Origin of the sequence: Bifidobacterium pseudocatenulatum DSM 20438 = JCM 1200 = LMG 10505, from assembly GCF_001025215.1 — a bacterium.
GTDB classification, from domain to species: domain Bacteria; phylum Actinomycetota; class Actinomycetes; order Actinomycetales; family Bifidobacteriaceae; genus Bifidobacterium; species Bifidobacterium pseudocatenulatum.
On record NZ_AP012330.1, the window covers coordinates 2295645 to 2313752 of the forward strand.

Consider the following 18108-nt stretch of genomic DNA (forward strand, 5'->3'; position numbering starts at 1 on the left):
AATTCTTATATTCGTGGGTTAAATCGCGGGCGAAATCCTCTAGAGAATACCCCCGAAACCGCACTTTTCGGAACCGACTGACCTCACGATTCTATTTTTTTCCCGAAAAATCGAATCGTGCGGTCATAGAATCCAAATCGTGAGGTCAGCAAGCAGACTACTCGGCCTGCTGTTCCTCATACCAACGGTTCAACTCGGCAACAGCGACATCACGCTCGACCGGGCCGTTATCGAGGCGATATTCCAGCATGTGCTTGTACGCCTTGCCAACCAGCGGTCCCGGGTCAATGCCGAGCAGCTGCATGATTTCGTCACCGTTCAGATCAGGGCGGATCGCGTCGAAATCCTCCTTCTCCTTCAGATCGCGCACGCGCTGTTCCATCTCGTCCATCGCCGACGAGAACACCATGGCCTTGCGCTTGTTCTGCGTGGTCGCGTCGGCACGCGTAAGGCGGTTCAGGCGCTCATACAGCGGACCCGCATCCTTGACGTAACGACGGACCGCGGAATCCGTCCACGGCTCCTCCACGTAGCCATGGAAGCGCAAGTGCAGATTGACCAGCTCGCTGACGTCCTCGACCATATGATGGTCGAAATGCAATGCCTTAAGGCGCTTGCGGGTCATTTTCGCGCCGACCGCATCATGATGATGGAAGCTCACCTTGCCACCCGATTCGAAACGACGCGTCTTCGGCTTGCCGATATCGTGCATCAGCGCGGCCAAACGCAACGTCAGATCCGGTGCCGGCACAGGGCCGTCCGGGCCGGTTTCGAGGGCAACCGCACGATCAATGACGATCATGGTGTGCTCGAACACGTCCTTATGACGATGATGTTCGTCGATTTCGAGCTGCAATGCCGGAATTTCCGGGAAGACGATATCGGCAAGACCGGAATCGACCAGCGCTTCGATACCTGCGCGCGGGCGATCGGACAGCAGCATTTTGACCAGTTCGTCGCGTACGCGCTCAGCGGAAACGATTTCAATGCGATCGACCATGTCGGTCAGCGCTTCAGCGGTTTCCGGTTCGATACGGAAGCCCAGTTGCGCCACGAAACGTACGGCGCGCATCATGCGCAGCGGATCGTCGTCAAACGACTGGCGAGGATCGACCGGCGTGCGCAACACGCCCTTGGCCAAATCGTTCGCGCCGCCGAACGGATCGACGAATTCCAATTCCGGCACACGCAACGCCATGGCATTCACCGTGAAATCACGGCGGGAAAGATCGCCTTCCAGCGTGTCGCCATAATTGACTTCCGGCTTGCGCGAGTCGGGGTCATACGTGTCGGAACGGTAGGTCGTTACCTCAACCTGCACTTCCGTGCCATCCTCACGCCTGCGCATGGCGCCCAACGTGCCGAATTTACGGCCCATATCCCAAAAGCCATCGCGCCCGAAACGGCGCAAAATGTGTTCAAACTGCTCAGGACGCGCCGATGTGCAAAAATCCAAATCATGCGATTTACGATGCAACAGCAGGTCTCGAACGGGACCTCCCACCAACGCCAATTCATAGCCTTCCGCGGCGAACATACGCCCTAATTCAATGGCCTCTGGCCACACTTCGAAGTTCACGCCATCCCTTTCCGGCACCACAAGTTTCTGCCTTACCAGCATACCGTTACCCCACCTGCACACAGAATTGAGTATGGTTGGAATCATGATTACGCCCGCAGACCTTGCACGCATGCTTGCCCATGCTGCGGACGACCATGCCCAAAATCCGATGGAACCAGACAAACTGCTGTACACATCGCAGTCCGTTTCCTTGCGGCAAGAGACCATCATCACGCCCAACGCACCCACCCCGGCAATAATGCCGCAGCGGCGCGCCACGGACGGTCCGACCACGTTCGCCTCGCTCGACGCGCAGGAACTGCCGGTAGTGCGCGAATATTCGGCGGGAGGTCTCGTATTCGACGACAAGGGCCGTGTGGCGATCATCGCACGCCACTCGCGTAGCGGACATTTGGAATGGTGCCTGCCGAAAGGTCATATCGAAAAAGGCGAAACACCGCAGCAAACCGCCGTTCGCGAAGTTCACGAGGAAACAGGAATCCTAGGTGAAGTGGTCGATTCCATCGCCACCATCGACTACTGGTTCACCGGAACCAGCCAGCGTGTGCACAAGCTGGTGCATCATTTCGCATTGCGTCAGATCGGCGGCGAGTTGACGGTGGAAGGCGACCCGGATCATGAGGCGGAAGACGCGATTTGGGTGGATTTTGCTGATTTGGACGACGTTCTCAGCTACCCGAACGAACGAAAGATAGCATGGTTGTACGCAAGGAAACTCAACAGACAGGCGTGAAGGTGAATCAACCCGCACAACGGAACGTTCCGCACGGCATGCGTGCGCTTTCGGCAATCCTCGCCATGGTTATGACCATGGCGTTGATGTTGTTATACGCACCTGTGCCGAAAGCCGAAGCCGAAGAAACACAGGAATCGCAATCCGGCACCATGCTGTCGATCGACTCCTCCACCGCCGTGCTGACCGACACTTCCGGCTATCATTTGAGCGCGACGGTGACCAACACCACCGATCAGGAAATCCCTTCAGGCACGCTCACCCTTGCCATGAACGCCTTCTACACGTTCGTGTCGCGCAACGATATCCAGGAATGGTCGGAAGGCATCGGGCAGATTCCCACGCCCAATATCGTTGGGCAGAGCGAGGTTCCCGCGCTTCAACCGGGAGCTTCGGCGAACGTGCACATCGACGCGGACTCGAATCAGGAGACGCTGGCGTCCGTCAACTCCTGGGGGCCGAAACCGGTCACGCTCAGTTATGAGGCCAATGGCGTTCAACAAGACGAAGCGCACACTTTCGCAACACGGACCGGAGCTGGAATCAATACCCCCGACACGCCCGCGATGAATATCACCATCGTGCAGCCGCTCGAAGCGCAAGGATGGACCACCGACAACACCATGCTGGAACAGCTCGTCAACAAAGGTGGCGTCACCTCCGCGGAACTCTCGAAAATCGCCGTTCCCGGCAAAGAAGACGAGGCACGACTCAAGTCGCTGGAACAGACGTTCACCAAGCATGACAAACTGCAGGTGGTGGCCGATCCAACCTATCTGAAGGCGATGCCGATGCCGACGCAAGTCGACGGCATCACGCAACCGGCCCTGTTCGACATCACCGCCTATTCCGCGCTGAACGACAGCAAAACCTATGATTCGGCAGGCGTCGGCACCTCGCAATGGAACGCCGAACAGGCCTTGAAAAACTATCAATCGGCGTTGGGTGACCCGAACGCGAGTATGACCACGTATGCATGGCAGGGCACCGGCAATTGGACCGCAGACGCGCTGGCGAAAGCCAAGCAGCAGGGGTACGACACCGTCATCGCCACGCATGATTTCGAAGAGGATGATGCGGCCACCGCGGAAACCGGCAAGACCGTAGTAACCACCGACGCCGGCGACATCACCGTACTGACCGCGCAAAGCGTGCTTTCCAACCTTGCACAAGGCAAGGCGACCAGTGCCGACGCCGAAGCGGACGGCGAGGGAACAACGGCCGGGCGTCTCGCGCGATTCGTCGCGCAAAGCGCGTTCTACCAGATGGAGCAGCCGTATTCGGAACGCAATCTGCTGGTCTGCCTGAACGGCAACTCTGATCCGGCCGTCGTGGACGCACTGATGACGGACGTCGAACAATCGCCATGGCTGAACATCACCGATCTGAACACGCTCAACAACGCCGACCCCGCCTTGAGCGGCGACGATGCAGCCGCGATCGTGCCGCAATCCGACGGAATCAATGATGCGACGCAAGCCAATCTCAGGCAGACGCTCAACACACTGGCAGCCTCGACAAACGACATCAAACGATTCAACGCATCCATCCTCACCGACGTCGCCGACGATGCCAAGCAGGCCCCCGCAGGCCTCAAAGCGTGGCGCAGGCAGCTCGTCAACGCGCACGGCATCATGGCCCTGCACGCGCTAGGCGGCGAAAATCCAGCCGGAAGCACCATGGTGGAAGGAGCCGGGCAACTGGCGTCCCTGCTCATCAACGGCGTGGCCATCACACCGACGGAAAACGTCAACGTGGTCAGCGAAACCGCGCAAATGCCCGTTACCATCAGCAACAGCCACCCCTATCCGGTCACGGTAAAAGTCTCATCATTGACCAACTCCATGCAGATCGTCACTTCGCGTTTCGACACCGTGGAAGTGCCCGCGCACGGCGAAGCCCAAGTGGCGTTCATTATCCGCGTAGCCACCTCCGGCACCGCGGACGCCACGCTCAGCCTGCAGGACAGGCAGGGCATCACATTCGGAGCGACACAAACCACCCACATCACCAGCGCATTGCAGATCAGCGACAAAACCGGCTTCATCATCATCGGCATCGCCGTGCTGCTTGGAGCTTTGGGACTGTGGCGCCAATCCCACCGTAAGAAGGATCCAGACGAATGAGTTCTTCCGTTGGCCGTAATTCACTGATCATGGCCTCCGGCACCGCGGCCTCGCGCGTGACCGGGCAAATCCGTACCATTCTGCTCGCTTGGGCTTTAGGCACCACCGGCTATGCGGCGAACGCCTACCAAGCCGGATCCATGATTCCGCAGGTGATCTACACCTTGGTTTCCGGCGGTATTTTCAACGCCGTGCTCGTGCCGCAGATCGTACGCACGTTGAAGGCAAAAGACGCCGAAACCAAACTCAACAAGCTCATCACGCTTGCCATCACCATGCTGTTGGCGGTGACGATCCTGATGGCCCTATGCACGCCGCTGCTCACCAAGCTGTATGTGAACGGTAGCCCCGAAACCATGGCGTTGGCGACCTCATTCACCCTGTGGTGCATGCCGCAGATCTTCTTCTACGGCCTATATACGGTGGTCGGCCAGATTCTCGCAGCCAAAGACCATTTCACCGCGTATGCGTGGAGTTCCGTGGGTGCGAACATCATCAGCTGCATCGGCTTCGGCACGTTCATCGCGCTATTCGGCCGTGCCACCGAGCATCCGCTTGATTTTTGGACCGCCGACAAAATCGCCCTGACCGCAGGCACGTGGACGTTGGGCGTGGCATTCCAGGCGCTGGTACTGTTCATTCCACTGACCAAAATCGGATTGAAATACCGCCCCATCTTCGGCCTTCGTGGCATTGGATTGCGTTCCATGGGACCGGTCGCGGCTTGGAGTGTCGGCATTGTCGTAATCGACCAGCTCGCCAATATCGTAATCACGCGTACCTCCACTAACGCGCCGATGCTCGCGCAGCAGCAGTTCGGCATCAATCCGCTCGACGTGGCCGGCAATGCTTCATACCAGAACGCGTACACGATTTACATGTTGCCGTATTCGCTGATTGCCGTTTCGCTGGCAACCGCGATTTTCCCGAAAATATCCCGTGCGGTCGCCGATCATAATATCGCCGAAGCGCGCATCGATCTCAGCCAGGCGCTGCGCAATATGGGTGTGATCATGTGCTATTTCGCGGTCGCTTTCGTGGTGATGCCCGTTCCGATCATTCTCGCGTTGCTGCCGTCTGTGAGCGTCAGAGAGGCGATTCTTATGGCGGGACCGTTGGTCACGCTTGGCGTGGGACTTCCGTTCGCCAGCGCGTATCTGATTATCCAGCGCACGTTCTATGCATTCGAAGACGGCAAATCGCCGTTCATTTTCATGCTGTTCGCCATGGGCATTCAAGCGGTAAGCGTGATCATCGGCGCGAAACTACTCCCCCCTACCGAATGGACGACAATGATCGGCATGGTAGGAGCCATGAGCTACATACTGCCGATCCCCATCCTGTATGCCATGCTGCGCAAACGATTCGAAAACAATATCGACGGTCCGCGCATAGCCATCTCGTATCTGAAATCGATTGGCGCGGCAGTAGCTACCATGTTCATCGGCGTGACGGTACGTGACAGCGTCTACCAGCTTGTCGGCGCCCAAATCGGAGCGGTGGACGGTCATATGAACTGGATTCAGGCAGTGGCGTGTGCCGCACTGCTGGCCATAGTGGCCTTCATCGTTTACGTAGGCATGTTGCGGCTGCTACGTTCCGAGGAATTCAAGGAGGCGATCGCACTGATTTCCTCACGTATTCCCGGACTTCGCAAGCCGACCAGCCCCAACGATAGACTGGAACAGGACGACGCCGAAAACGGCGAGTGACCATAGGCAGAACAAACGTTTACAAAAAGTTGAAGGAACCCATGAAACCTCAGCTGGGAGATACCATCAGCAATCGCTACGTGCTCGTTTCGCCATTGCGCGAAGAAACCGGACTGCAGGTCTGGAAGGCCAGCGACCATGTGCTCGCACGGGATTGCCAGCTGTTTATTGTCAGCAGCAGCAAGGCATTGCAGGAAGTCAACGCAACCGCTTCCATGCTGGCTATTTCGCATGATTCCCACTTCACGAAAGTGCTGCAGCTCCAGCATGCCGGCCAGGTCGCGCTGGTGGTGACGCAGCTTGACGAAGGCATGACCCTCAGTGAATATCTTGCGCTGAACGCCAACCAGCCGTTGAGCTATACAGCCATGCGCTCCATCATTGGCGAAGTCATCGAATCATTGCATGCGCTGCAAAAAGACAATCTCACGCATTTCTCCATCAGCACCGACACGGTGCGACTGACCCGTTCCGGCATTCAGATCGCAGATGCTCCAGTGAGCATCATGCTTGCCGACACTTCCCGCGCGCAGGCTTTGGAAAATCGGGAACAGCTTGCGATCCGTCAAATCTCAGCGCTGTTGTACGCTATGCTGATCCGACGCCCGTCCACGCTGTCGACGGATTTCCGTCTTGAAGCGCTCGCGCCGACCACGCCGATGGAATTCCGCGTGATCTGCAAGCGCGGTCTCGAACTTGAAGAGGACGACGGCTTCCCCACCGTTCCGATGGCAACCATTGCGGAATTGGAAGCGTTGCTTGGCGAGTACCAACCGCTGTCATCGTTGGGAAGCATGGATATCACGTTGCCTTCCATGGATTCGGAATGCTCAATCGCCAATGTTCCGTTACTGCAGATTCTTGAGAAGGATGTGCTCCCGCTGCCGGATACGCTGGCAGCGGCTGGAAGCATTCCGGAAATGACGTTCACGGCTCCCGAACCGCATAACGATTTTTCCGATGGCAAGGAGGCTTTGGCGAAAGGCGTCGCGGCCACCAGTGGAGCGGTGAAATCGTTGTGGAGCAGCGGCCGTGAACTGCTGAGCGAAGAAGACATCGATGGCGTGACCGACACCAGCGATTCTCCCTTCTCCTTCCCCATCAGGGTTTCCGTACCGGACGATGGCATGTCATCCGACGATTCCCAGTTGGAAAAAACCGGTCGCATTCCAGTGATCGGCGCGGATGGTCAGGTCATTCAGCCCGGCGAGGAGTCCGCCCGTGCGTTGAAAGCAGAGCAGGAGGCGATCGATGCCGCGTATGCCGCCGGTCGAGCCGCGGTTCCGCCGAGCTTCACGCCGAAGAATCCTTCTTCCGCTTCGGCGAATACTGACGTTGCCGACGCGAAACTGTTTGGCAAGCTGAAAACGAAGGTCGTTGCGATTATCGTTGCGGTCATCGTTGTTGCGGTTGCGCTTGGGTTTGCAGTTCATGGTTTGATGCAGCCTTCAGATTCGGTTACGACTGATTCAAAAGGACCATGGCCGGAAATAAATCTTGACGAAGTGCCGTTCGGCGAAGGAGATCAGTCGGATGCGAATTCCGCGGATTCTTCCAATTCCGATACGTCCGGCAATACCGATTCGTCCAATTCCAAGGATTCTTCCGATGCTTCCGCCAATACGCCGGCATCCGGCGAGTCTACGGCGTCCAAGCAACCCAAGAAAACCGAGGACAAGGTCGTGACCGCCGATAAGCAGTCGAAGAAAGTGCCGGATCCGAAGCAGCCGGAAAACACGACCGCGTACGAAATCGACAATCGTCAGTTCCTGTCGAATCCTGACGGACAGCAGGGCTACGGATATTACGTGCATCTGAGCCAGCCGCAGAAGGCGTATCGCATGGTCATCAAAATTCGTTCTTCCGGTGGTCAGGGATATATTCGCGTGAATGCGACAAACAGCCCGTCCCAAGGCGAACAGGTGGCGCAGTTCGAGTTTGACGCTTCCGGCACGACCGACATCAAGTTCGACAAGGCCGTGGAAACGCAGGACATCATGCTGTGGGTCCCACTTGATAGCCTGCCGGGCAACCAGCTGTACATCGAAAGCATTCAAGTGTTCTGATCGTCAGCACATCGCAATATCCGATTACTTCTGAAGATTGCGATACGAAAAGAGCCTGCCATGCGTCACCTCACGTATGGCAGGCTCTTTTCGTATTTATTTTTGGAATATGGTCGTAGTCGAAAAGCGATGGAACTTGGCTCAAGAATCGACAACCAACTTTTCGCCATTTTTATCACTCTGATGTCAGAACTCTAATGTCAGATTCGGGAGCGTGCTCGCGGATGATTTTATGCTGCGCGACGGCTACCCCCGTCTCTACAGTTCCGAAATGCCGCTTGAACTCTTCTTTTCGTCATATCTCAGCACATATGTCGAGCGAGACGTGGCCGGTTATCTCAATGTGCGAAACGTGACCGCTTTCCACAAATTCCTGCGTCTTTGCGCTCTGAGCGGCGCTTTGTGGCGGCTCGCGTGGAATCAAGTTTTCAAGCCAAAGACGAGCAGGTATATTCCGCCGCAGACTGGCTGACGCGCTGAAACGTCTACCCCAGCATTAGTCTGACCCATGATCTGGTTTGGCTGGCCTCATGATTGTGATCTGGCGACCTCACGATTTCAATCGGGGACACTCTTTTCCAGATCGTGAGGTCGCCAAAACAAAATCATGAGGCCAGATAGAAGAAATCGTGCGGTCAACTGACAAATCATGCGGTCGCTCACATAATCCCGTCCGCACAACCCGCACCTAAAACCGATTACCAGAGTCACACGGACGGAATCGCAGCTACCGCCAGCACACCCCTTACTCCGGCCAGGATTCGAAGAGGGTGAGGAGCGTTTCAACGTTGGTGTCGCTCCAACTGTCGATTCTGGGACCAGCATACGTACTGTTGTATGGCTGATCGAACACGACCACATGCTGCCCTGCCTCACGCAAAGTTTCGATATTCGCCGGCGAATCGTCAATATGAATCGTGGCCTGCATACTGTCTTTCAGCCCAGTAAAGCACAGACTCATGTACGGAATGCGGTTGCTGTCCAGCCATTGCGCGGTGTCGGAAACGACCATCTGATGCTGGCCGGACACGAACAGCCGGTGCGTGACAATGCGAATGTACACATGCTCATTCGCCAATCGCTGCAATGCCTGCGCGACCCCCGGAAGCGGCTTCATCGTCGCATACAGATGCTCACGCTCCGCGGCTTTGTGCGTTTCGATGTAATCGTCGAGCGTCTCGAACGGCCATCCGTCCTCGCGCGTGAGATTGTAATGCGCGGTCTGCAGCGCACGTTCCGGCACGTCAATGCCCTGCCGCTGCAGGTAATCGCGGATCGCGCCCTTGTAATCCGCGCAAACGCCGTCCAAATCGAGATTGAGCACGCGATATCCCTGCACGCCCACGCGCTGGCTCTCATATTGTTCAGGAATAGTCGCCATATCACGTTCCTTTCTTATGCCCGACACCAATCAGCCTGTCGAACAGCCACACCAATCAGCCCAGCCCAATCAGCCCGATATCAATCAATGTAACCTGACATTCGCCGGCAACAAGCGCAAATACTCCCGCAAATAAGGAAGATAGAAAATGGATAGAACAATGCCGACCTTGCGAAAAGTCTTACGGGAGAACGATTTTGAGACTTTCATAGAAAAGATAGAAAAGATAGAAAATCTGAAGATCGCGCCGTTTCTTTTGCGACGGCAATACTGCCCTGCAATCGACGATTGATGTTCATCACAGCATCGTTACGTTTATTTCAAGATTAGCCGATGAAAATACAAAAGAATCGACGATCGTTGCATGACATCGACGGTTGAGCCTGCCTATGATGAAGGCACAACAGAACAAAGAGACACGATGCGGCAGGAACCGGAGAGAAAACCGGAGCCGCACCCCACACGCGGGGAAACGGCAACGCCACCCGCGCTGAACGTAACCAAAAAGCAACAGACTTACGGCAGCGGCCAGAGGAAAGAACAGAAAACAAGAACGCCGCCAAGCCGAACGAAAGGAAACATCATGAAGAACAACACTTTCAACCAGATCATCAACGCCAACCTCGCTTCCGTCGATCCGGGCTTCGGCCAGTTCGCACTCGCCAAGGCCAGCGCCGATCTGTTCAAGAAGGTCATCAACAAGTGATCCAAGGCCCGCGCAGGCAGGCGTCACATTAACACGACCGAAGGGCTTGCGCTCCATGTGGAGCGCAAGCCCTTTCTCATGTTCCGATCAAGCGACGCCAAGAATCCAGCCACCCCAGCAACTGCACACACAGCACCGCACGCAACCACGCACAACAGCTGGTGTTTCACGTGAAACTCTGTAGATGATCCGGCTTGGAAAGCACTTGATAATACGCCATAAGAAAAAGGAATGCGTGAAATTGTGCAGTGCGCGGCTGGTTGCTTTGGTGGTTCGCTACAGTGGGAATATGAGTGATTTGCGAGATGTGATTATTGTCGGATCCGGCCCTGCCGGATATACCGCGGCCATATACTTGGGCCGGGCTGGATTCAAACCACTGGTCATCGCGGGTGCGCTGACCCCAGGCGGGCAGCTCGTCAACACCACTGAAGTGGAGAATTTTCCGGGTTTCCCCGACGGCGTTATGGGACCGGAACTCATGGATAATATGCAACGCCAGGCTGAGAAGTTCGGCGCGGAAATCGTTTGGGATGATGTTGTTTCCGTGAGCAACAATGACGTCACCGGCGTGAAAACCGTGAGCGTCGATCAGGGAGACGTTTTTGAAACCCATGCTTTGATCATCGCAACCGGATCGGAATATCGCAAACTCGACATCCCCGGAGAGGCGGAATATTCCGGCAAGGGAGTGTCATATTGCGCGACCTGCGACGGCTTCTTCTTCCGAGATAAGCCGATTATTGTGGTCGGCGGCGGCGATAGCGCATTCACCGAGGCTGATTTTCTTTCACGATTTGGATCGTCGGTGACGTTGATTCATCGTCGTTCTGAATTCCGCGCATCGCAGATTCTCGTGGAACGCGCTCAGCAGAATCCGAAGATCACCATCGTCACGGATTCCGTGGTGGAGGAAATCTTGGGTGACGACAATGGAGCCCAATCCGTGAACATTCGCAACGTCATCACCGGAGAAACCAGCACGATTGCCGCAAACGGCATTTTTGTGGCGATCGGCCACTCCCCCGCCACAGCTTTTATTGACGGCATTGTGCAGCGAGATGCGGGTGGATATATTCAGGTGGACGGCGCCAGCACACGCACCAGCACTGCCGGCATTTTTGCAGCTGGCGACTGTGTTGATAGTATTTACCGTCAAGCGATCAGTGCCGCCGGCATGGGCTGCCGGGCCGCCCTCGATGCCCAAGCCTACCTCCAGCAGTAACACTTCCCATCACGGTCATACCCTACAAAAACTTGAAAAACGAGCGGAAGGGGCGGCATATTCTGTTCACGACTGTAAGCTTGGCCAAACGGCCTTGAGTGTGTCGTGAACAGAATATGCCGCCCCTTCCGCGGACACCAAAAAACTTAAGAAATACTATTTTTCGGCAGTGGGCATGAGCAGGTCGACAATGCGCTTCATGTCGTCTTCGGATTTGAACACGATTTCGATGCGTCCATGCTCCTTGGATCCCTTGATCGACACCTTCGTACCGAACCTCTTTTCAAGACCGACCTGCATCGGAGTTCCGGCCCAAGGGTTCAGCTTATTGGTTTTCGCTTTCTTCGGCTGGTCCGATTCAGCGACCTTCATCGACACGATTTCCTCGGTGCTGCGTACCGACAACCCTTCGGAAATAATGCGCGTCGCAAGCTGTTCCATGTCAGCTTCCGTCGGTAATCCGAGCAATGCGCGCGCATGACCGGCCGACAGCAACCCGGAAGCAACCTTCTTTTGTACGGTCGCAGGCAGATTCAGCAGTCGCAGAGTATTGGCGATTTGCGGACGCGACTTCGACACCGACTTTGACAATTGCGCCTGCGTCAAGCCAAAATCGTCGATCATCTGCTGATAGGCGGCCGCCTCTTCCAATGGATTCAACGCAACGCGATGCAGGTTTTCCAGCAAAGCGTCACGCAACATATCGTCGTCGGCAGTGGTTTTGACAATCGCAGGAATCGTTTTCAAACCTGCGATCTGCGATGCACGCCAACGACGTTCACCCATAATGAGCTCGTACATGCTATCCATGCGCCCGTCGAACATATTGTGCGACTCGGCATCTTTAGCGGCGTTCTCCTTGCGAGCAGCCTCAATCTGCGCGAGTGGACGCTTCCGTACGACAATAGGCTGCAGCACGCCGACTTCTTTGATGGAATCGGCAAGCTCACGAAGATCATCCTCATCGAAAATGGTACGCGGCTGATGCAGGTTCGGTCCAACATCACTCAGTCGCAATTCAACGAGATAACCGCCCTGCACCGGCAACAGTTCAGGTTCGTCATTCTTCTTATCTTCGGTCTTTTTTACCGCAGCGGTTTCACGTGAAACACTTTCCTGCTTCACTTCGGCAGTGGCAACAGGACTGGTGGAACCGAAGAACATGTCGGCAGGATGAGCAGTCTCATTCAACGTGATGGAAGGCATACTGGCTCGATGGCCACTCCCCTTCTTGGTTTCACGTGAAACGTTCTTCTTCATGTCATGGACGGCATCGACGGAAGCCTTGGCGGTTGCCACGGAACTCTTGACCGCGGTCTTCCCCGCGGATTGCCCGGCAACAGTCGCACCACCGGCTACGTTTTCTGAAACCTTTCCAGCGATCTTGTTATCAGCCTTTGCACCCGCAACAGCCACAGCCGGTTCAGTAGTGGCTTCCGATTTCGCCGACTCTCCTGGAAGAGACGGAAACAGTGCGCCGAGACCCTTGCCTAAACGTGATTTCGTAGCCATGATCAGTTCTCATTCCTTCTTGCATCGATAGCCTTCAGCACCGTCTGCGAGCGACGTGCGATTTCCAATGCGGCCTCACAATAGGCAATCGCTCCCATTCCCTTGGGATCGTAGGCGATCACGCTTTGATTGAAGCTTGGAGCTTCCGATATTTTCACCGTTCGGGGAATCGTGGTATTCAGTACGATAGTCGGATAATGATTTTTGACTTCGTCATGCACTTCACGGCTGAGTAACGTCCTCTTATCGAACATGGTGATCAGCATGGTGGAAACCAGCAGCGACGGATTGAAATGCTCCTGCACCAGTCCGATGGTATTGATGAGCTGGCCGAGACCTTCCAGCGCATAGTACTCAGCCTGGATCGGAATCAGCATCTCATGCACCGCACACATGGCATTAATTACCAGCAGGCCGAGGCTTGGCGGGCAATCGATAATCACGTAGTCGTAGTGCTCCTCGCTGGTTTCCAGAAACTCGTCAACCGCGGTCTTCAGAAGCACATTACGATTTTCCATGTCGGCGACTTCCAGCTCGGCACCGCTCAAATCGATCGAAGCTGGAACCACATCGAGCAGATCAAAATCAGGGCATGTGCGCTTGACTTCGGCGATGGTCTTCCTGCCTTCGATCACGTCGTACACCGAAGGCTCCCCCGACGCATGCGGAGCGCCCAACGCGGTCGACGCATTGCCCTGCGGATCCATATCGATCAGCAGCACCTTGGAACCGAACTGAGCCAACGCAGCGGAAAGATTCACGGCCGACGTGGTTTTGCCAACGCCACCCTTCTGGTTGGCGACCGCGATCAGGCGCGTCTGCTCCGGCTTTGGGCAAACGGCCTTCTGCAAGGCGCGATAGCGAGTCGATTCGTCGGCAATCTGCGAACCAAGAGGAGAATCCGATCCTCCGAAAATTCGTTTGATGGTTTCCGTTGCCGATTCCATCGATGTCAGGTTATCTGGTCCTTCAGGTCCAGTCATACACTAGCCTTCCTTACGATATGCTTAACATTCAAGTTTCATCATTCGGGTGGACAGAATCAGCTCATCTCACCCACTGTGCACAAATGTGAATAGCTGTGGATAGTCGGTGGATAACTTACGTTGTTCGCAAAAAGTTATCCACCGATCTTTCGTTGCTACTTCAACATTTTTCCGCCGCTTTTTTTCGTCGATTTTCCAGTTGTGGACAATGTGCATAACTCACCGAAATGGTGGATAACTTACTTTTTATCCACCATGAGCACATGGGTCGATTCCAAGCCCGGACCAACCTCGGCATCCACCACCCGCGGACGAATGCCACCGCATTTGGCGATCTCTTTGGAAGCCTTTTCGATCTCCTCTTGCGCGGACCGCCCCTTCAGTGCGACCAAACGTCCACCGCGCTCAAGCAACGGCAGCGTCCACCCCGAAAGTTTGGTCATAGGAGCCACGGCACGGCACGTCACCACGGCAAACGGATGTTTCGCCTGAATAGGCTTGCCATCCAAATCCAGTACAGGACCGCGAACGGCCACTCCCCTGCCGTTCTTGCCGCCTTTGCCGTTCCTGGCGCTTCCATTGCCACGATTGCCGCCTTGAGCGCCAGTAGCACCCGCAATGGCCTCGATCATCTCATTGGCCCTGGCACGCACCACGGTAACGTTATTCAACTCCATATCGGCCACGCACTCGTTCAGCCATTCGACACGACGTTCCATCGGCTCCACAAGCGTGAACCGGTGATCCGGCAGGCAGGCGGCCGCGACAATACCGGGAAAACCGCCGCCACTGCCGATATCGGCAACCGTCTTGAACTGCTTCTTGGCCGTGGCTTCCTTTACGAAAGGCACAATGGCGGCCGAATTCAGAATATGGCGTTCCCAAATAATGCCAACATCTCTTGGCCCAATCAGACCGCGAGGTTCGCCTTCTTCGGCAAGTTTCGCATGGAAAACACGAAGCTTGCCCAACGCATCCCCCAGCACTTCCTCAAGCATCGGCGAATCATCAAGTTCGTCTGTCACATCACTCATGGGCACCATCCTATATCCTGCTCTTCCTCATTGTCGGTATTCCAGCAAGTACTTCCCGACCATTGACGGCAATATCACATGTCCGGCGCACGGCCAGCATGAAGTCACTCAAAAAATCGCAATAAAAAAAGCGCCACCAAATGGTGACGCCATGTTTCACGTGAAACGAGCCGAACTCAGGCCTCATCCTCGTCTTCAGCATCTTCGGCAGCGGAAGCCTTGAGATACACCGTGACGTAACGACGCGGTTCCTCGCCGTGGGAACGGGACTTCATGCCCTCCTCACGCACCACATCATGCACGATCTTGCGTTCGAAGGAGTTCATCGGCTTGAGATCAACCGGCTCCCCCGTCTCGCGCACCTCGTCGATGGCGTCCAGCGCGATGTCGTGCAGACGCTGGCGCTTGCGCTTCAGATAGCCGTCGACGTCCACAATGAGATGGGAACGCTCGCCGGTCTTCTGCTGCACGGCCAGTCGCGTCAGCTGCTGCAGAGCGTCAACGACTTCGCCGTTGCGTCCGATGAGATGCTTGATGTCCGTATCATCATCGGCGACGATTTGCACGGTAGGGCGATTGTTGCGCACGCCCATTTCGATATCGCCTTCGTAATCGACGATATCAAGCAGTCCTTCAAGATAATCGGCAGCGATATCAGCTTCCTCGTTGAGCTGATCGATGGTCTTTTCCTCATCTTGCGCCATAGTGGTTGTACTCCTTTGAGCGGGGTTTCTATTACTAAAGTCTTATTGTGTAAAGTCTAATTCCTGTTTACCACGTCGACAATAAACGCTGATAAAAGTGGTGTGTCCCGCGTTTCACGTGAAACACGGGACACACTTTTACTCACTTCTTTTTCTTTTTACGGCTCGGCTGCTGACGCTGGTAGCCGCTCTTTTCCTTCACTTCGGCGGCTTCCTTGGCCTTCTGCAGCGCCTCTTCCTCGAGGGATGGCAGACCGGCCTTGGCTCGGCGGGCGTTCTCATGAACATGATCACGCTTTTCCTTCGCTTCGGCGGCCGGAGATCCCGGAGTCGGGAAGACGTGGATCTGCCAGATGGAACGCAACAGATTGCAGATGTTGTTGGTGAGCCAGTACACCAGCACAGCGAACGGCATGGCAATACCGGAGAAAATGTACATGATCGGGAACATCCACAACATCATCTTCTGCATCATTTCGGTCTGCTTGTTTGCCGCAGACTGAGCCATGTTACGCTTCATGCTGTTGTACTGCATGAACCACAGGCAGAAGCACATCAATGCAACGAAGATGGCGATAACTACTTTGCCATGCACGGCGGCGGTCGTGAAGTTATCAGCCACGTTCACACCGAACACTGTGGTGGACGTGAACTGCTTGGCTGTGGCGATGTCGAAAGCGCCAAGACCCTGTCCGTCCCTGAATTTGCCGCGTGCGATGTACGGAATGGCTGACAGCGTATAGAACATGCACATGAATACGGGACCCTGCACGAACATAGGGAGCATGGAAGTGCAGCCACCCATCGGGTTCGCATCATTGTCCTGGTAGAGCTTCATCATCTCGCGCTGCATGGCTTCCTTGCTGGCGGGATCGTTCTTGCCCTTGTATTTGTTTTGGATACGCTGCATCTTTGGCTGCAGGACGGTCATCTGGGCCTGCATCTTGCGCATACCCTTCATGGACTTGTAGAACAGCGGAAAAACGCATGCCTGGACCACAAGTACTAGGAATACGATGGACATGACCCACGAGAAACCGATCTCGTTCATGCCCAGCATCACCAGGAACTTATGGAATACGGCCATGATCTGCGTCATGAGCCACTCGACGGGATACAGGAGCTTATACAGCCAGCCCCAGAAACCGCTGTCGAGGAGGAATTGATTTTGATTCATTACAGGCCAGTCTCCTTATCGCCTATAGGTTTTTCTACGTTCAGAGGCGTGAGCCGAGGTTCCTCGTGTGCCTTCGACCACGAACATCTGTAAAACAAGGAATAAAGCTGCGGAACGTCGTCAATTCCCCCACGGTTCCACTGATTGCAGCGAAGAAGGCGCAATAACGCAAGAAGGCCACCCTTAAGGCGGCCAAATCGTTCAATCGCCTGAATCGCGTAATTGGAACAACTTGGATAATATCTGCAGCAAGGCGCGGTATTCGCGGAAATATGACGTTGGTACCAGCGAATGGCACGAATCATCCAATTTCCGTTACGACCGGCGTTCATTACCGACGCACGGCCTTACGATTCACCGCTTCAAAACATGCTGCGATCTGCTGCTCCAACGATAGAAAATCGGCATGCGCAGCACTTGGCTTGGCACGCAACACGATATCGCAGGATTCAGGTAAGGCAGATTCGTACTTTCGTGCAAGCACGCGGAAACGACGCTTGACGGCATTACGCGTCACAGCGTTGCCGACAGCCTTGGAAACGGCCAAACCGACACGTCGGCCCCGCATCGCCGCAGAATCGTCGATAATGGCATCGTCGTGCACCAAATAATGCACGACGATGTCTTCTCGCGATACCCTACGACGGCGTTTGAGCACCGCGACGAAATCGCGATGGCTTTTCAGCCGTTCCACCGCTCTATGCCGTTAAATCAGGCAGCGAGGGACTTGCGGCCCTTGGCGCGGCGACGGTTGATCAGAGCGCGGCCTGCGCGGGTGCGCATGCGCTGACGGAAACCGTGCTTCATGTGACGACGACGGTTGTTCGGCTGGAATGTCCTCTTCATAATTAATGCTCCCGGTGTTTTTTGCCATGCCAAGGCACGGCTCCTCATGAGTCAAGCTCTACCAAGTTACTCTGACCCCTGAACAGAGATGAATACGCATATCAAATCCTTCACATTTTCATGGGGATTCTCCCCACAAAACAATCCACAGAAACGTTGATATGTCGCCAAACTCCCCACAAAAGTTATCCACAAACTACAATGATGTTATTCACAATTCAGTCTTTTCAACACGCTTACCGGTGGATAACTTGGGGAAAAGAGAGTACAAATAAACAGTTGCACACTTGGAAAAAGTCTGTCGAGAAAGGGGAATCC

Annotated in this window: 16 protein-coding genes; 6 read left to right on the forward strand and 10 right to left on the reverse strand. The window is 55.2% G+C overall.

All coding sequences use genetic code 11. From position 1 onward, the window contains the following. Positions 1-157: 157 nt before the first annotated feature. On the reverse strand, positions 158-1579 hold the full coding sequence (locus tag BBPC_RS09245; protein ID WP_033524165.1) for a CCA tRNA nucleotidyltransferase: 1422 nt from the start codon (positions 1577-1579) through the stop codon (positions 158-160). A 73-nt stretch (positions 1580-1652) separates the two neighbouring features. Between BBPC_RS09245 and BBPC_RS09250 the strand changes: the two genes are divergently transcribed. The 4 genes from BBPC_RS09250 to BBPC_RS09265 are packed head-to-tail and all read left to right on the forward strand — an operon-like array spanning position 1653 to position 8219. Further along, positions 1653-2315, forward strand: coding sequence for an NUDIX hydrolase (locus BBPC_RS09250; protein ID WP_004222724.1), 663 nt, complete (start codon positions 1653-1655; stop codon positions 2313-2315). Further along, entirely contained in the window at positions 2279-4441 is a 2163-nt protein-coding gene (locus BBPC_RS09255; RefSeq protein WP_050775093.1) for a DUF6049 family protein, read from the forward strand. The genes BBPC_RS09250 and BBPC_RS09255 overlap by 37 nt, the downstream gene beginning before the upstream one ends. Continuing rightward, positions 4438-6153: a murein biosynthesis integral membrane protein MurJ gene (gene murJ / locus BBPC_RS09260; protein ID WP_033524153.1), complete on the forward strand. Its 1716-nt coding sequence runs from the start codon at positions 4438-4440 to the stop codon at positions 6151-6153. Before BBPC_RS09255 ends, murJ begins: the two co-directional genes overlap by 4 nt. A gap of 41 nt (positions 6154-6194) precedes the next feature. Further along, complete coding sequence (locus BBPC_RS09265) at positions 6195-8219, forward strand: protein kinase family protein (protein ID WP_033524154.1); 2025 nt, start codon at positions 6195-6197, stop codon at positions 8217-8219. A 745-nt stretch (positions 8220-8964) separates the two neighbouring features. On the opposite strand, the gene BBPC_RS09275 is transcribed toward BBPC_RS09265, so the two are convergent. Beyond that, a complete protein-coding gene (locus tag BBPC_RS09275) occupies positions 8965-9600 on the reverse strand; it encodes a 5' nucleotidase, NT5C type (RefSeq protein ID WP_004222733.1) in 636 nt (211 codons plus the stop codon). 583 nt (positions 9601-10183) lie between these two features. Between BBPC_RS09275 and BBPC_RS10205 the strand changes: the two genes are divergently transcribed. Next, positions 10184-10306: a hypothetical protein gene (locus BBPC_RS10205; protein ID WP_255298631.1), complete on the forward strand. Its 123-nt coding sequence runs from the start codon at positions 10184-10186 to the stop codon at positions 10304-10306. 289 nt (positions 10307-10595) lie between these two features. Beyond that, on the forward strand, positions 10596-11531 hold the full coding sequence (gene trxB / locus BBPC_RS09280) for a thioredoxin-disulfide reductase (RefSeq protein ID WP_033524167.1): 936 nt from the start codon (positions 10596-10598) through the stop codon (positions 11529-11531). Positions 11532-11687: 156 nt separating this feature from the next. On the opposite strand, the gene BBPC_RS09285 is transcribed toward trxB, so the two are convergent. The 8 genes from BBPC_RS09285 to rpmH all read right to left on the reverse strand — a co-directional run bounded on the left by BBPC_RS09285 (position 11688) and on the right by rpmH (position 17790). Beyond that, positions 11688-13043 carry a ParB/RepB/Spo0J family partition protein gene (locus BBPC_RS09285; RefSeq protein WP_004222739.1) on the reverse strand — a complete coding sequence of 452 codons (1356 nt, stop codon included), beginning with the start codon at positions 13041-13043 and terminating at the stop codon, positions 11688-11690. Between the two features lie 2 nt (positions 13044-13045). Then, entirely contained in the window at positions 13046-13990 is a 945-nt protein-coding gene (locus BBPC_RS09290) for a ParA family protein (protein WP_004222741.1), read from the reverse strand. A gap of 278 nt (positions 13991-14268) precedes the next feature. Further along, complete coding sequence (locus BBPC_RS09295) at positions 14269-15072, reverse strand: 16S rRNA (guanine(527)-N(7))-methyltransferase RsmG (RefSeq protein WP_004222743.1); 804 nt, start codon at positions 15070-15072, stop codon at positions 14269-14271. 167 nt (positions 15073-15239) lie between these two features. Beyond that, positions 15240-15767, reverse strand: coding sequence for a Jag family protein (locus BBPC_RS09300; protein WP_004222745.1), 528 nt, complete (start codon positions 15765-15767; stop codon positions 15240-15242). Positions 15768-15909: 142 nt separating this feature from the next. After that, positions 15910-16944, reverse strand: coding sequence for a membrane protein insertase YidC (yidC, locus tag BBPC_RS09305; protein ID WP_004222747.1), 1035 nt, complete (start codon positions 16942-16944; stop codon positions 15910-15912). Continuing rightward, on the reverse strand, positions 16944-17249 hold the full coding sequence (gene yidD, locus BBPC_RS09740; protein WP_004222749.1) for a membrane protein insertion efficiency factor YidD: 306 nt from the start codon (positions 17247-17249) through the stop codon (positions 16944-16946). The genes yidC and yidD overlap by 1 nt, the downstream gene beginning before the upstream one ends. Before the next feature lie 26 nt (positions 17250-17275). Next, positions 17276-17638 carry a ribonuclease P protein component gene (gene rnpA / locus BBPC_RS09310; RefSeq protein WP_004222752.1) on the reverse strand — a complete coding sequence of 121 codons (363 nt, stop codon included), beginning with the start codon at positions 17636-17638 and terminating at the stop codon, positions 17276-17278. 17 nt (positions 17639-17655) lie between these two features. After that, positions 17656-17790: a 50S ribosomal protein L34 gene (gene rpmH / locus BBPC_RS09315; RefSeq protein WP_003807168.1), complete on the reverse strand. Its 135-nt coding sequence runs from the start codon at positions 17788-17790 to the stop codon at positions 17656-17658. Positions 17791-18108 lie beyond the last annotated feature (318 nt).